Annotated in this window: 12 protein-coding genes; 7 read left to right on the forward strand and 5 right to left on the reverse strand. The window is 73.0% G+C overall.

From position 1 onward, the window contains the following. Nucleotides 1–416 precede the first annotated feature (416 nt). Nucleotides 417–668: a flavin reductase gene (locus tag GA0070618_RS00200; protein ID WP_088979806.1), complete on the forward strand. Its 252-nt coding sequence runs from the start codon at nt 417–419 to the stop codon at nt 666–668. Nucleotides 669–717: 49 nt separating this feature from the next. Here GA0070618_RS00200 and GA0070618_RS00205 read toward each other — a convergent pair whose 3' ends face one another. Together GA0070618_RS00205 and GA0070618_RS00210 are read right to left on the reverse strand one after the other, a co-directional pair. Beyond that, nucleotides 718–1,314 carry a class F sortase gene (locus tag GA0070618_RS00205; protein WP_414467625.1) on the reverse strand — a complete coding sequence of 199 codons (597 nt, stop codon included), beginning with the start codon at nt 1,312–1,314 and terminating at the stop codon, nt 718–720. 93 nt (nt 1,315–1,407) lie between these two features. Beyond that, nucleotides 1,408–1,953, reverse strand: coding sequence for a hypothetical protein (locus tag GA0070618_RS00210; RefSeq protein ID WP_088979808.1), 546 nt, complete (start codon nt 1,951–1,953; stop codon nt 1,408–1,410). A 126-nt stretch (nt 1,954–2,079) separates the two neighbouring features. Between GA0070618_RS00210 and trmB the strand changes: the two genes are divergently transcribed. Together trmB and GA0070618_RS00220 are read left to right on the forward strand one after the other, a co-directional pair. Next, the gene (gene trmB / locus GA0070618_RS00215) at nt 2,080–2,802 is read left to right on the forward strand and encodes a tRNA (guanosine(46)-N7)-methyltransferase TrmB (RefSeq protein WP_414467545.1); all 723 of its coding nucleotides are present in this window, start codon (nt 2,080–2,082) and stop codon (nt 2,800–2,802) included. A 150-nt stretch (nt 2,803–2,952) separates the two neighbouring features. Beyond that, the gene (locus tag GA0070618_RS00220) at nt 2,953–5,460 is read left to right on the forward strand and encodes a DEAD/DEAH box helicase (protein WP_088979809.1); all 2,508 of its coding nucleotides are present in this window, start codon (nt 2,953–2,955) and stop codon (nt 5,458–5,460) included. A 32-nt stretch (nt 5,461–5,492) separates the two neighbouring features. On the opposite strand, the gene GA0070618_RS00225 is transcribed toward GA0070618_RS00220, so the two are convergent. Beyond that, nucleotides 5,493–6,398, reverse strand: a complete 906-nt coding sequence (locus GA0070618_RS00225) for a P1 family peptidase (protein WP_088979810.1) — start codon at nt 6,396–6,398, stop codon at nt 5,493–5,495. Between the two features lie 160 nt (nt 6,399–6,558). Between GA0070618_RS00225 and GA0070618_RS00230 the strand changes: the two genes are divergently transcribed. Further along, nucleotides 6,559–7,203 carry a hypothetical protein gene (locus GA0070618_RS00230; protein ID WP_088979811.1) on the forward strand — a complete coding sequence of 215 codons (645 nt, stop codon included), beginning with the start codon at nt 6,559–6,561 and terminating at the stop codon, nt 7,201–7,203. A 93-nt stretch (nt 7,204–7,296) separates the two neighbouring features. Here GA0070618_RS00230 and GA0070618_RS00235 read toward each other — a convergent pair whose 3' ends face one another. Beyond that, nucleotides 7,297–7,959 carry a C39 family peptidase gene (locus tag GA0070618_RS00235; RefSeq protein ID WP_088979812.1) on the reverse strand — a complete coding sequence of 221 codons (663 nt, stop codon included), beginning with the start codon at nt 7,957–7,959 and terminating at the stop codon, nt 7,297–7,299. A 687-nt stretch (nt 7,960–8,646) separates the two neighbouring features. Between GA0070618_RS00235 and GA0070618_RS00245 the strand changes: the two genes are divergently transcribed. Next, nucleotides 8,647–9,090: a DoxX family protein gene (locus GA0070618_RS00245; protein WP_172900239.1), complete on the forward strand. Its 444-nt coding sequence runs from the start codon at nt 8,647–8,649 to the stop codon at nt 9,088–9,090. Nucleotides 9,091–9,211: 121 nt separating this feature from the next. After that, nucleotides 9,212–9,694 carry a hypothetical protein gene (locus GA0070618_RS00250; protein WP_088979814.1) on the forward strand — a complete coding sequence of 161 codons (483 nt, stop codon included), beginning with the start codon at nt 9,212–9,214 and terminating at the stop codon, nt 9,692–9,694. 49 nt (nt 9,695–9,743) lie between these two features. Here the strand turns inward: GA0070618_RS00250 and GA0070618_RS00255 are convergent, their stop codons facing one another. Then, on the reverse strand, nt 9,744–10,127 hold the full coding sequence (locus tag GA0070618_RS00255) for a cytidine/deoxycytidylate deaminase family protein (RefSeq protein WP_231931544.1): 384 nt from the start codon (nt 10,125–10,127) through the stop codon (nt 9,744–9,746). A gap of 168 nt (nt 10,128–10,295) precedes the next feature. On the opposite strand from GA0070618_RS00255, the gene hrpA reads away from it, so the two are divergent. After that, entirely contained in the window at nt 10,296–14,399 is a 4,104-nt protein-coding gene (hrpA, locus tag GA0070618_RS00260) for an ATP-dependent RNA helicase HrpA (protein ID WP_088979816.1), read from the forward strand. The last annotated feature ends 3 nt before the right edge of the window (nt 14,400–14,402 follow it).

Here is a 14,402-nt window from a genome sequence, read left to right on the forward strand (position 1 = left end):
ACGAACCCGACGCACCCGACCGGTCCCGTTCGCTCCCCGACACCGTCCCGTCCTGCGCGCATGGCGAATCGCCTGCTCGTGCGGACTGGCGTCCTGGTGGCGCTGCCCCGACCGCCGTTCGCCCACACGTACCGGTCCGCTCGCCCGCTCCGCCGACCGGCCGGGACGGGAGCCCGAGCGGAAGCCGGAGCCACCACGCCGACCAGATCCGGAGCCCGAACCGAGCCCAGGTGTCCCGCCGTACCCGATCGGGCCGTTCTCGCTGCCGTGCGCCCGCCACCGGCCGGCAGCCGGCACGACCCGGATCGTCCGGCCGAAGACCGACATGCGGTCGACCGGGATGGGGTCGGCGGGCGCGCGGTTGCCGAGGGGCACCTGCCGGGCCGCTCGGCCCGTCCCGCCCGGGGCAGGGCCGGATGTCCCGCCGCGCCGCTCGTGACCACGTCGCCGCCCGGCCGTCCTGGCGCTGCCGGGCGTGCGGCGCGCCATGGCCGTGCCAGCCGGCGAAGCTGCGCCTGCTCCGCGCGTACGCGGACGACCGGCTCGCCCTGATGGCGTGGCTCGGCGTCACGATGGCCGAGGCGGTGCGGGACCTGCCCGACGACGGCACCGACGTCATCGAACGCTTCGTGCGGTGGGCCCGTCCGCCACGCCGTCACCCCGGCTGACCCACCCGGTCGTCCGCCGCGTCGGCGGTCCTGCCCCGCGAACACCGGCTCAGGAGTCGCGGGAGCCGACCAGGGTGGCGAAGGCGATCACGTTGTCGGCGTAGCCGATGCTTCCGCCGACGAACCGGCCGCCGCAGGTGATCAGACGCAGTCCGGAGCCCCGGTGGTCGCCGTACACCCGCTCGCCGGGCAGGGCGTTCTTGTCGAAACGCTCCACCGAGGTCACCTCGAAGACGGCCACCGACCGGTCCTGGCGGGTCACCTCGATCCGGTCCCCGGGGCGGAGCCGGCGCAGGTCGTAGAAGACCGACGGGCCCGCCGTGGTGTCCGCGTGCCCGACGATGACCGCCGGACCGTTCTCCCCCGGCGTGGGACCGCCGTCGAACCAGCCGGTCTCCCGGTGCCGCTCCAGCGGGGGCACCGCGATGGTCCCGTCCGGGGCGAGCCCGACCGGGGCCACCGGAGCGGTCACCCGGATCGCCGGCACACTCAGGCTCACCGGCCGGCTCGCCGGCAACGGATCGGTCGCGGCCCGCTCCGCTCCGGCACCGGCGGCCAGAACGGTGAACGGTCCGCCCGCCGACCGGCCGAAGCCGACCCCGGTGACGAAGACCCCGAGCAGGACGAGCACCACCGCCAGCGGCATCCGCCAACGACGGCCGTCCGGCGGGCGGGACGGCAGCCTCCGGATCTCGACGGCGGGTCGGCGCGGGGCGCGGCGGCGGGACATGGCGGCGGGTCAGTGGGGGGTCCGTGGTCCCCGGCGGCGGGCGGCCAGCATCGCCAGAACCAGTCCGGCGACGGTGATGCCCAGCCCGCCGGGCACGACCAGCCCACCGAGGTCGGGGCCGCCGTCCGCGCCGCCGAACCCGGTCGCCGGCCCCCGGCTGGGGTGCGGTTGCGGCGGCCCGTCCGGCCGGGGCGGTTGGTGACCGCCCGCGGTCACGGTCAGCATCGTCGAGGCGTTCGGGCCCTCCACGCAGAGCAGCTTGACCCGGTACGTGCCCGGCCGGGTGTGCGTGGGGACGGTCGCCGTGCCGGACAGGTACCCGTGCTGCGGGTGGACGGTGACGATGCCGAACGCGTCCGACTCGACGCTGGCCGCCTCCCGGGTGGATCGGCAGCTCGCCCGGATGCCGACCAGTTCGCCGGGGCCCACCCGGCTCGGCGTGACCTGCACGTACACGTCGGCGGCGCGGGCCGGCCCGTCGGCGACCAGCACGGCGACGGCAGCGAGGAGCAGCCCCATCAGCACCACCGCGCCCCGGCGCGTGACTGACACCATGACCCCTCCCGGCCCGTCGGCCGGACCGGGCAGGGAACACCCGGCCTGCCGTATGAGATGAGCTGTCCTGCGGACGGTGTACGCCGCGTCCGGCCCGTCGGGGGCCTCGCGTAGGCTCGGGTCGCTGTGACCCCCATCGACCACGAACCGGCTGCCCCGGCACCGTCCCGGGTACGCGCCACCGTCCGCACCTTCCACCCGCGTCGGGGCCGGCTCGGCAGCCGTCACCTCGACGCGTTGGACCGTCTCCGGCCGGTGTACGGGCTCGCGGTGCCGGACGGGGCCGGCCCCCCGGTCGACCTCGCCGACCTGTTCGGCCGCCGGGCTCCGGTGGTGCTCGAGATCGGTTCCGGGATGGGCGACGCGACCGCCGCGATGGCCGCCGCCGACCCGGACCGAGACTATCTCGCGGTCGAGGTGCACACCCCGGGAATCGCCAACCTCCTCGCGTTGGTGGAGCGGCACGGGCTGGGCAACGTCCGGATCGCCGACGGTGACGCGTTGGAGCTGCTCCGGCGGCTGCCGGAGGCGACGCTTCACGCGGTGCACGTCTTCTTCCCCGACCCCTGGCCGAAGGCACGGCACCACAAGCGCCGGCTGATCCAGCCCGCCCACGTGGCGCTGCTGCGCTCCCGGCTGGCGCCGGGGGGCACGCTGCACTGCGCCACCGACTGGGCCGAGTACGCCGCCGCGATGCGCGAGACCCTGGACGCCGATCCGGAGCTGGTCGACACCCGACCGGGTGACACCTCCCGCCCGGCGCACCGGCCGGTCACCAAGTTCGAGCGTCGTGCCCTGCTCGCCGGCCGCCCGGTCACCGACCTGATCTACCACCGCCGCCCTGACTGAGTGCCCCGGCCGGGCGGGCAGCAGCACTCGCCGAGGCGGGTAGCCGCGCCCCCGCCGAGGTGGTAGCAGGGGACCCCTGTTACCTGTTTCTGCCGTGCAGGGGGCCCCTGCTACCACCAAGGCCGTTACGGCGGGCAGGATGGAACGGCTATGACGCTCACCGCCGCGCTGCCGGACAGCGCCGACCCCGATGCCCTGTACGACGCGTTCGCCGGTTGGGCGAAGGAGCGCGGCCTCGACCTCTACCCCCACCAGGAGGAGGCGGTCATCGAGATCGTCTCCGGGGCCAACGTGATCATGAATACCCCGACCGGCTCGGGCAAGAGCCTGGTCGCGATCGCGGCGCACTTCGCCGCCCTCGCCGACGACCGGACGACCTTCTACACCGCCCCGATCAAGGCGCTGGTGTCGGAGAAGTTCTTCGCGCTCTGCGAGGTCTTCGGGGCGGACAACGTCGGCATGCTGACCGGTGACGCGAGCGTCAACGCGGACGCCCCGATCATCTGCTGCACCGCCGAGATCCTGGCCAACCTCGCCCTGCGCGAGGGCACGAAGGCCGACGTCGGCCAGGTGATCATGGACGAGTTCCACTTCTACGCCGAGCCGGACCGGGGCTGGGCCTGGCAGGTGCCGCTGATCGAGCTGCCCCAGGCGCAGTTCGTGCTGATGTCGGCCACCCTCGGCGACACCACCCGCTTCGTCGACGACCTGACCCGGCGCACCGGGCGACCCACCGCCGTCGTGCGCTCGGCCGAGCGGCCGGTCCCGCTCCTCTTCTCGTACGTGACCACGCCGTTGCACGAGACGCTGGAGGAACTGCTCACCACGAAGCAGGCCCCGGTCTACGTGGTGCACTTCACCCAGGCCGCCGCGCTGGAGCGGGCCCAGGCGCTGATGAGCGTCAACGTCGCCACCCGCGCCGAGAAGGACATGATCGCCCAGGCCATCGGTCGCTTCCGGTTCACCTCCGGGTTCGGCAAGACCCTGTCGAGGCTGGTCCGGCACGGCATCGGCGTCCACCACGCGGGCCTGCTGCCCAAGTACCGCCGACTGGTGGAGACCCTCGCGCAGGCTGGCCTACTCAAGGTCATCTGCGGCACCGACACGCTCGGCGTCGGCATCAACGTGCCGATCCGCACCGTGCTCTTCACCGGCCTGAGCAAGTACGACGGCACCCGTACCCGGCTGCTCAAGGCCCGCGAGTTCCACCAGATCGCCGGCCGGGCCGGGCGGGCCGGGTTCGACACCATCGGCCGGGTGGTGGTGCAGGCCCCCGAGCACGTCATCGAGAACGAGAAGGCCCTCGCCAAGGCCGGCGACGACCCGAAGAAGCGCCGCAAGGTGGTCAAGAAGAAGCCGCCGGAGGGCTCGATCGGCTGGGGCGAGCCGACCTTCCAGCGGCTGGTCGACTCCGAGCCGGAGCCGTTGACGTCCAGCTTCCAGGTCAGCCACTCGATGCTGCTCAACGTCATCGGCCGGCCCGGGGACGCGTTCGCCGCGATGCGGCACCTGCTCACCGACAACCACGAGGACGCCGCCGCCCAGCGCCGGCACATCCGCCGGGCCATCGCGATCTACCGCGCGCTGCTCGCCGGGGGCGTGGTCGAGCAGCTCGACGAACCCGACGAGACCGGCCGGCGGGTCCGGCTCACCGTCGACCTCCAGCTCGACTTCGCGCTCAACCAGCCGCTCTCCCCGCTCGCCCTGGCCACCGTCGAGCTGCTCGACCGGGAGTCTCCGTCGTACGCCCTGGACGTGCTGAGCGTCGTCGAGTCCATCCTGGACGACCCGCGTCAGGTGCTCTCCGCGCAGCAGTTCAAGGCGCGCGGCGAGGCGGTCGCCGCGATGAAGGCCGAGGGCATCGAGTACGAGGCCCGCCTCGAACTGCTCGACGAGGTGACCTGGCCCAAGCCCCTCGCCGAACTGCTGGACGCCGCGTACGAGATGTACCGGCGCGGGCATCCGTGGGTCGCCGACCACCAGCTCTCCCCGAAGTCCGTCGTCCGGGACATGTACGAGCGGGCGATGACCTTCACCGAGTACGTGCAGTTCTACGGCCTGTCCCGCTCGGAGGGGCTGGTGCTGCGCTACCTCGCCGACGCGTACAAGACGCTGCGGCAGACCGTCCCCGAGGACGCCAAGACCGAGGAACTGGTCGACCTGATCGAGTGGCTGGGCGAACTGGTCCGCCAGGTCGACTCCAGCCTGATCGACGAGTGGGAGCGGCTGCGCAACCCGTCGGACGCGGCCGAGGCCGCCGAGGCGCTGGACGACCGGGTGCCGGCGGTGACCCGCAACGCCCGCGCGTTCCGGGTGCTGGTGCGCAACGCGCTGTTCCGTCGGGTGGAGCTGGCCGCCCTGCGCCGCTGGGACCTGCTCGGCGAACTCGACGCGGCGGACCGCTGGCACGCCGACGCCTGGGCCGACGCGCTGGAGCCGTACTTCGACACGTACCCGGAGATCGGCACCGGGCCGAACGCCCGTGGGCCGGCGCTGCTGATGATCGACCAGACGTCGTCGCAGCGGTGGACGGTCCGGCAGATCCTGGACGACCCGGAGGGCGACCACGACTGGGGGATCAGCGCAGAGATCGACCTGGCCGCCTCGGACGAGGTCGGCGCGGCCGTCGTCCGGGTCACCGACGTCGGCCAGCTCTGACGGGAGGCGGCCGGTCGCGCGTCACCGACCGATCAGGATCGGGACGCCAGTCGACCGGCCGCCGACAGCCGCCGGACCACCGCGTCGTGCGGGACGGCGTGACTGGTGCGGCCCTTCACGCCGGTGGTGGTCACGGCGGCCAGCAGCGAGTTGAGCAACGCCTCCTCGACCGCGTCCAGGACGGCGGTGAAGACCGGGTCGATGTTCCCGTCGCGGATCGGCGGCTCGGTCGCTTCCGCCGTGCTGAACGCGATCGCGTAGTCGCCGCTGCCGTGGCTGAAGGACGCCCCGACCCGGCCCATCGCGAAGACCGCCCGCCGGGCCACCCGACCGAGCTGCCGGGCGTCCAGAGGCAGGTCGGTGGCCACCACGATCATGCACGAGTTGCCCGGTGGGGTGGCGCGGTCGGCCTTGTAGCCCAGGGCCGTGGTGCCGGTGCCGGCTCCGACGCACCCCTCGGCCGGGGGCTCGGCGGACGCCCCGGCGAGGGCGGCCAGGACGTGGGCCTCGGTGATCGGGCGGCGACGGATGTCCGAGAGGTGCCCGTCGTTGGTCTCGCCGACCAGGGGATTGAACGACACGCCGTCCGGTCGCTGACCCATGAGGTGTCCCAGTAGCGCGTCGGCGACCCGGAACACCGACAGCGTGGCGGTCAGGACGATCGGTGACTCCAGCACGCCGAGCTCGTCGACCTGGGTCGAGCCGACGAGCTTGCCGTAGCCGTTGCCGCAGTGGACGGCGGCCGGCAGGGTCCAGCGCCCGGGGCCGAGTTGGCTCGGCACGACCGCGGTGACGCCGGTACGGACGTCGGCGCCGTCGTCGACGGTGGTGTGCCCGACCAGGACCCCGGGCACGTCGGTGATCGCGTTGTGCCGCCCGGTGGGCAGCGCCCCCACGAGGATCCCGAGGTCACGGGCGCGCCGGCTCGACTCGTCCATGGTGCTCCTGTCGTCGGGGCCGACGTTGTTCCGGGCGGGCGGCCAGTGTGTCACAGCGGCTCCGATCGGACACGTTCCGTGCCCGCCAACCCTGTTCGATGTCGTACCCGTCGATTAGAATGTATGTACTAATCTCGGCACTGACCTGGGAGGACGCCCCGTGTCCGCACCTCTCGCCACCGCCCTTTCGCCGTACGCCACCCTGCTCGGTTTCACCCGCTACGTCGACCGCACCGGCCCGACCAAGGCGACCTTCGTCGGCGGGCTGCGCAGGCAGCGGGCGAGCCGTTCCGGCTTCAACCCGCACGGTCAGTTCGTCAAGGCGCTCAAGGCCGACATCGCCTTCCACACCGGGGGCACCCACCTGGCCGGCGTGGCCGACCTGGTCAAGCCCCGTTGGCGCCCGCTCTACGAGGCCCTCACGCCGGGCGCGACGCGCTGGCTGCACTCCCTCGGCGAGCCGGGGCAGGTCGACCTGGCCCAGACCCGGGACGCGCTCGCCATGCTCGGCGACCTCCCCGTGAAGATCAACCCCCACTTCGGCGTGCGGTACGCCGACGGCCGCGCCGAGGTGGTCCGGCTGCACTTCGACGAGGCCGCGCCGAGCACGGAGGCCACCCTCGCCACCCTGCACCTGATGCGCCGGCACTCCGACGCCGTGCTCCCGCACGCCGAGCCGGTCCTGGTGGACGTCCGCCGGGGCGAGGCGCACCGGATGCCCGAGGGAGTCAAGGCGGAGCAGGTCGAGCAGTGGCTCGCCGGTGAGGCCGCGGCCTTCCGGGCCATCTGGTCCACCGCCGCCTGACCACACCGGCGACCGCTGCTGCGGCGGGTACGCGGAACGGGCCGGTCCCCTGGTGGGGGCCGGCCCGTTCGTGGTGTGGTGTCTGGGTGTGTGTCAGGCGGAGTAGCCGCGGGTGGCGATCCAGTCGGCGAGGGTTTCGGTGGTGATCCAGTAGGAGGCCTGGTCGGGGTTGGCGGAGTCGGCGATCTTGACGGTGTTGGCGTTGTCGCGGTAGCCGACGACGCTGATGTAGTGACCGCCTTCGAAGGAGTGGGTGGTGCCGTTGGTGTCGGTGGCGGTGCCGGCGATGTTGGCGACGACGGCGCGGCCGTTGTCGACGGCGGTGCGGACGTCGTGGCGGAGGGTGTCGGTCTGCTTGTCGTCGGCCTGGGGGGTGGGGATTTCGATGGTGCGCCAGTCGTTCTTGCCGGCCTTGGTGTTGAGGGCCTTGGTGATCTGGTGGGCGCTGTCGGTGCCGTTCTCGGTGGTGCCCATCTCCCGGGCGAGGTCGTCCTGGGAGATGTTCTTGTCGAGGGTGGTCAGGGCGTTACGGGCGGCGGCGGGGCCGCAGTAGAAGAAGTTCGGCTGGGCTTCGTAGCGGACGTTGAGTTCGCGCTGGTTCTTGCTGGGCTTGTCGTGGCCGCGGTCGGTGGTGACCGTGGTGGTGGGGGTGTGGGTGGTGGGGGCGGCGAAGGCGGTCGCGGGGCCGGCGAGGGCGCCTGCGGTGAGGGCGGCGCCGGCGGCGGTCAGGGCGGCCTTACGGATCAGCGTGGTCATGGGGGTGTCCTGCCTTTCCGTTCGTACGGGGGATGTACGCGGGCGCGGGGGCGCCACACGCGAGAAGAAAGGGGGTCGTGGCGCGGGGGCGCTACGGGGATGGTTCTGGGGGGCGCGGTTCCGGGGCTTGGCCTACTCGGTGCGCCAGGTTGGTACAACGCCGTCGGGCCGGTCGGCATTCCGGGTGGCGGGGCACCCGGTCGGGGGCTCGGTGCGGCGGGTCCGGAGGCGAACCATGTACAACGCCCCCACCCCCGGACCGATTCCCGACCGGCACCCGGCGCGAACCGGACACCGAACCCGGCCCCACCATGACGACCCTGAACCCGACATACGCCACCAGTGCGGCAATCGGCCACTCCGCGCCCCGGGGTACCGGACAGCCGGCGCTCCCGTCCGCGCGACCAGCCAATCGGGCGTGCGGGTGCGCGCCCGGGTGGTTCCCGCAGCCACGACCGGCCCACCGGCAGCGACGACGAAGCTTCCGGTTTCAATCATTGAGCTTTCAACAATCTCTCGGTACGGTGGTCGACGAGGCAGGGCCGCCCCGACCGGCGGTCCATCCAGCTGACGCCGTGCGTGCCAACGCCACCCGGTCCTCTCCGGGCCGGCAGCGACGCGCTGGCCGTCGCCTCCGCCGGCCCGAGTGGCCGGCGTTCCACCGTCGCCCAACCGAGGAGAAGACCCATGTCCCTGCCTGCTTCCGTTCGTGACGTCGCGATGCTGCTCGCCCGGATCGGCGTCGGCGTCGTGTTCTTCGCCCACGGCTGGCAGAAGCTGGTCACCAACGGTGTCGACGGCACCGCCGCCTTCTTCGACCAGTCCGGCGTACCGCTGCCGACGCTCGCCGCCTGGTTCGCCACCGCCGTGGAGCTGCTCGGCGGCGCGGCGCTGGTCCTCGGCCTGGCGGTCCCGGTCGCCGGGGTGCTGCTCGCGCTGAACATGCTCGGCGCCTACGTCTTCGTGCACGCCGGCAACGGCATCTTCGTGGACCAGGGCGGCTACGAACTCGTCCTCGCTCTCGGCGCGGCGGCGCTGCTACTCGCCGCCGTCGGCGCTGGCCGGTTCAGCCTGGACCACGTGCTGTTCGGCCGTCGCCGCGCCGCCACCCCGGTCGCCGCCGGCGTCTGACCCGACGCCACCGCTCAACCCGCGCCGACCCCACCGCCCGACCTGCGCCGACACTGCCAGCCGTCCGCCGCCCGCCCCGCCGGGTGATGGACGGCTGGCAGGTGGCGCATAGTCTCGGGCCATGTCCGCGGCACGTAACAGCACAGCCCGACTGATCGCGGCGTCCGTCCTCGTCGGGGTGCTCGCCCTGGGTCTGGTGGCCCTCGGCTGGTGGCTCCGCGACTGGGAGTTCTCCACCGACCGGGACCGGTACCTCGATCCGTCCTGGTGGGCCGGGGTGATCAGCATCGGCCTCGGCAACCTCGCCTTCGGCAAGGTCGGCTTCAAGATCGCGCTGGCCGTCGTCGCGGGCGGCGCGGCCCTGCTCTGGGCGCGCCGCCGACGCGCCGACCATGCCGACCCGGTGCACACCACCGACGCAGGGCACACCACCGGCCCGGACCACGCCACCGCCCCGGACCACCCCACCGGCGCGGCGCGCACCACCGGCGCGGGCCCGGTCGCCGCCCACCCGGCCACGGACGACGGCGACGTCGACCACCCGGCCGGGGACAGCACCACGGACGAGGGTGCCGACGCCGGCCGGTCGGCGCAGCGCCGGTAGGAGACCGGCTGGGTTCCCGGAGCTGTCGTGGGGAGTCAGGCCACCCCGGTCAGCGTTGCGGCGTCGCGCTGGGCGTCGGCAGGTCGGCCAGGGGCAGCACGTGGGGTTCGTCCATCGGGCCGACGATCACCCGGATGGCCGGGAAGTGGTCGAGGAGCAGCCGCCGGCACCGGTGGCAGGGCGTCAGGATCTCCCGCCCCCGATCCCCCACCGCGACGATCGTCTCCAGCTCACCGGCGGCCTGCGTGGCGGCCGTGCCGATGGTCACCACCTCGGCGCAGGTGTCGCCCTCGGCGTGGTGGACGTTGACCCCGGTGAGGACCCGGCCCTCCGGGGTCCGGGCGGCGGCGGCCACGGTGTGCCGGGCGCCACGGCAGCGTAGCCGGGCGACCGCACCGGCGGCCTGCACCAACGCCCGGTCGGTGTCGCGCATCGTCATCGCATCCCCCGCGCTCGATCGGCGACCAACTGTAGACCCTCGGCGTCGCCGAGGGTGACCCTCCCCGCACCGACCGGCCGGCCCGTCCGGTGGACGGCGGAGGTGGGGCCGACGGTAACCCGGGAGCGGTCCGGCGACGGGCTGCCTATCCTTGGCGACGACATGCAGAATCCTTCCGCCTCCGCCACGCCCGACAGCGTCCGCGAGCCCTCCGCCTCCCTCGGTGAGCTGCACCGCCGGGTGGCCGCGCTGATGTTCCGCGACCAGCGTCGCGTCCAACGCCGGTTGGACGGGGCACGCCGGCTGCGCGACCCCGCCCGGCGGGACGCCGCGCTGGCCGAGATCGCCGCCGACGTGGCCGGCGCCGAGGCGCGGCTGGCCACCCGCCGGGCCGCCGTGCCGACGGTGACCTATCCGGTGGGTCTGCCGGTCAGCGAGCGCAAGGACGACATCGCCGCCGCGATCCGCGACCACCAGGTGGTGATCGTGGCCGGCGAGACCGGCTCCGGCAAGACCACCCAGCTGCCGAAGATCTGCCTTGAGCTGGGGCGGGGCGTCCACGGGCTGATCGGGCACACCCAGCCCCGCCGACTGGCCGCCCGTACGGTCGCCGACCGGATCGCCGAGGAACTGGGCACCGAACTCGGTGACGTGGTCGGTTACAAGGTGCGTTTCACCGACCAGGTCAGCGACCGGTCCCTGGTCAAGCTGATGACCGACGGCATCCTGCTGGCCGAACTCCAGAACGACCGCATGCTGCGCCAGTACGACACGTTGATCATCGACGAGGCGCACGAGCGCAGCCTGAACATCGACTTCATCCTCGGGTACCTGAGGCAGCTCCTCCCCCGCCGGCCCGACCTGAAAGTGATCATCACCTCGGCGACCATCGAGACCGACCGGTTCGCCCGGCACTTCGCCGCGCCGCCGGTCGACGGCGCGGCCGAGGGGAAGCCCGCGCCGGTGGTGGAGGTCTCCGGGCGGACGTACCCGGTGGAGGTGCGGTACCGGCCGCTGGTGGAGGTCACCGGGGCCGAGGACGACGAGGGCGACGACGAGGAGAACGTCCGGGACCAGATCCAGGCGATCGGCGACGCGGTCGAGGAACTGGCCGCCGAGGGGCCGGGCGATATCCTGGTCTTCCTCAGCGGTGAGCGGGAGATCCGGGACACCGCCGACGCGCTCGGCAAGCTGGTGGAGAAGAAGCGCTCGCTGCTCGGCACCGAGATCCTCCCGCTGTACGCCCGGCTCTCCTCCGCCGAACAGCACCGGGTCTTCGCCCCGCACAGCCGACGCCGGGTGGTGCTCGCCACCAACGTCGCGGAGACCTCGCTGACCGTCCCCGGCATCAAGTACGTAGTGGACCCGGGAACCGCCCGCATCTCCCGCTACTCCAGCCGGCTCAAGGTGCAGCGGCTGCCGATCGAGCCGGTCTCGCAGGCCTCGGCCAACCAGCGCAAGGGCCGCTGCGGGCGCACCTCGGACGGCATCTGCATCCGCCTCTACGACGAGCAGGACTTCCTCTCCCGGCCGGAGTTCACCGATCCGGAGATCCTCCGCACCAACCTGGCCTCGGTCATCCTCCAGATGACCTCGATCGGGCTCGGGGACATCGCCGCCTTCCCGTTCATCGACCCGCCGGACCGGCGCAACATCACCGACGGCGTGAACCTGCTGCACGAGCTGGGCGCGCTCGACCTGACCCAGACCGATCCGGCGAAGCGGCTCACCCCGCTCGGCCGGCGGCTGGCCCAGCTCCCGGTCGACCCCCGGCTGGCCCGGATGGTGGTGGAGGGCGAACGCAACGGCTGCGCCACCGAGGTCGTCGTGATCGCCGCCGCGCTCTCCATCCAGGACCCGCGTGAACGGCCGGCGGAGAAGCAGGCCCAGGCCGACCAGGCGCACGCCCGCTTCACCGACAAGGAGTCGGACTTCGTCACGTTCCTCAACCTCTGGCGATACCTGCGCGAACAGCAGCGCGCGCTCTCCTCCAGCGCGTTCCGGCGGATGTGCAAGGCGGAGTACCTCAACTACCTGCGGGTACGCGAGTGGCAGGACATCGTCAGCCAGGTGCGCCAGGTGCTGCGTACCCCGGAACCGGGCGATGGGGGACGCGGCCGACGCGAGCCCGCGCGGGGCGCGGACGGCGGACGACGCGACACGGCGGAGACCGGCGGCCGGCGCGACCGGGGCGCGGACCTGCCGGAGGAGATCGACACCCCGAAGGTGCACCAGTCGCTGCTGGTCGGGCTGCTCTCCCACGTCGGGCTGAAGGACCCGCAGAAACACGAGTACCTCGGCGCGCGGGGGGCCAAGTTCGCGCTCTTCCCCGGATCGGCGCTGTTCAGGAAGCCGCCGCGCTGGGTGATGGCGGCCGAGCTGGTGGAGACCTCCCGGCTGTGGGGGCGGGTTGCCGGCCGGGTCGAACCGGAGTGGGTCGAGCCGCTCGCCCAGCACCTGGTCAAACGCAGCTACAGCGAGCCGCACTGGGAGAAGAAGCAGGCGGCGGTCCTCGCGTACGAGAAGGTGACCCTCTACGGCATCCCGCTGGTCACCGGCCGGAAGGTGAACTTCGGCCGGATCGACCCGGGCCTGAGCCGGGAGCTGTTCATCCGGCACGCCCTGGTCGAGGGCGACTGGTCCACCCACCACCAGTTCTGGCGGGACAACCAGAAGCTGCTCACCGAGATCGAGGAGCTGGAGCACCGGGCCCGCCGCCGGGACATCCTGGTCGACGACGAGACCATCTTCGCCTTCTACGACCAGCGGATCCCCGCCGACGTGGTCTCCGGCCGGCACTTCGACGCGTGGTGGAAGAAGACCCGCCGGGAGCAGCCCGACCTGCTCACCTTCACCCGGGAGCTGCTGGTCAACGCCGGCCGGGGCGGGGTGGACGAGGCGGACTACCCGGACGAGTGGCGCTCCGACGGGGTCACGCTGCCGCTGACGTACCGGTTCGAGCCGGGCACCCCGACCGACGGGGTGACCGTGGACATCCCGCTGCCGCTGCTCAACCAGGTGCCGGCGGAGAGCTTCGACTGGCAGGTGCCGGGGCTGCGCGAGGAACTGGTGGTCGCGCTGATCCGTTCCCTGCCCAAGGCGGTCCGGCGCAACTTCGTGCCGGTGCCGGACTTCGCCCGCGCGGCCCTGGCCGCGATCACGCCGGGCGAGGAGCCGCTGCTGGACGCGCTGACCCGGGTGCTGCGCCGGATGACCGGGGTGACCGTGCCCCGCGACGCCTGGGACCTGGACAAGCTGCCGGCGCACCTGCGGGTCACCTTCCGGGTGCTGGACGAGGAGAACAAGCCGGTCGCCGAGGGCAAGGACCTGCCGGCCCTGCAACGCCAGCTCAAGGCCGAGGTACGCCAGGTGGTCGCCGCCGCCGCGCCGGACGTGGCCCGTACCGGGCTGCGCGAGTGGACCATCGGGACGCTGCCGCGCACCATCGAACAGGTCCGCGCCGGCTACCGGGTCACCGCGTACCCAGCGCTGGTGGACGAGGGCGAGACGGTCGGGGTGAAGGTCTTCGACTCGGAGGCCGAGCAGGCGGCGGCGATGTGGGCGGGCACCCGCCGGCTGCTGCGGCTGACCGTGGCGAACCCGGCGAAGTTCCTCCAGGGTCGGCTCTCCAACGAGGCGAAGCTGGCGCTGAGCCGCAACCCGCACGGCGGGGTGCAGCAGCTCATCGCCGACGCGACCGGGGCGGCGATCGACAAGCTGGTGGCCGACGCGGGCGGTCCGGCCTGGGACGCCGAGGGCTTCGCCGCGCTGCGCGACAAGGTCCGCGCCGACCTGGTGGACACCGTGGTCGAGGTGATGGACCGGGTCCGGAAGGTGCTCGCCGCCGCGCACGCGGTGCAGCAGCGGCTGACCCGGACCACCGACCTGACCCTGGTGGCCGCGCTGGCCGATCTCAAGGGCCAGCTCGCCGGGCTGGTGCACGCCGGCTTCGTCACCGAGACCGGGTACGCCCGCCTGCCCGACCTGCTGCGCTACCTCACGGCGATCGAGCGGCGGCTGGACCGGCTGCCGGGCAACCCGCAGCGGGACCGCCAGCAGCAGGACCGGATCGCGGTGGTGCAGAAGGAGTACCAGGACATGCTGGCCGCCCTGCCGGCGGGCCGACGCGACGCCGAGGCGGTCCGGCAGATCCGCTGGATGATCGAGGAGCTGCGGGTGAACGTCTTCGCCCAGGCGCTCGGCACCCCGTACCCGGTCTCCGAGCAGCGGATCTACCGGGCGATGGACGTGGCCGAGGGGCGCTGAGCC

This window comes from Micromonospora echinospora, assembly GCF_900091495.1.
Taxonomy (GTDB): Bacteria; Actinomycetota; Actinomycetes; order Mycobacteriales; family Micromonosporaceae; genus Micromonospora; species Micromonospora echinospora.

Bases quoted from the DNA above. Each gene is read 5' to 3' on its own strand.
- GA0070618_RS00225 (WP_088979810.1), bottom strand. From the start codon at position 6,398: ATGGACGAGTCGAGCCGGCGCGCCCGTGACCTCGGGATCCTCGTGGGG.
- GA0070618_RS00245 (WP_172900239.1), top strand. From the start codon at position 8,647: ATGTCCCTGCCTGCTTCCGTTCGTGACGTCGCGATGCTGCTCGCCCGG.
- GA0070618_RS00220 (WP_088979809.1), top strand. From the start codon at position 2,953: ATGACGCTCACCGCCGCGCTGCCGGACAGCGCCGACCCCGATGCCCTG.
- hrpA (WP_088979816.1), top strand. From the start codon at position 10,296: ATGCAGAATCCTTCCGCCTCCGCCACGCCCGACAGCGTCCGCGAGCCC.
- GA0070618_RS00250 (WP_088979814.1), top strand. From the start codon at position 9,212: ATGTCCGCGGCACGTAACAGCACAGCCCGACTGATCGCGGCGTCCGTC.
- GA0070618_RS00205 (WP_414467625.1), bottom strand. From the start codon at position 1,314: ATGCCGCTGGCGGTGGTGCTCGTCCTGCTCGGGGTCTTCGTCACCGGG.
- GA0070618_RS00200 (WP_088979806.1), top strand. From the start codon at position 417: ATGTCCCGCCGCGCCGCTCGTGACCACGTCGCCGCCCGGCCGTCCTGG.
- GA0070618_RS00255 (WP_231931544.1), bottom strand. From the start codon at position 10,127: ATGCGCGACACCGACCGGGCGTTGGTGCAGGCCGCCGGTGCGGTCGCC.
- GA0070618_RS00235 (WP_088979812.1), bottom strand. From the start codon at position 7,959: ATGACCACGCTGATCCGTAAGGCCGCCCTGACCGCCGCCGGCGCCGCC.
- GA0070618_RS00210 (WP_088979808.1), bottom strand. From the start codon at position 1,953: ATGGTGTCAGTCACGCGCCGGGGCGCGGTGGTGCTGATGGGGCTGCTC.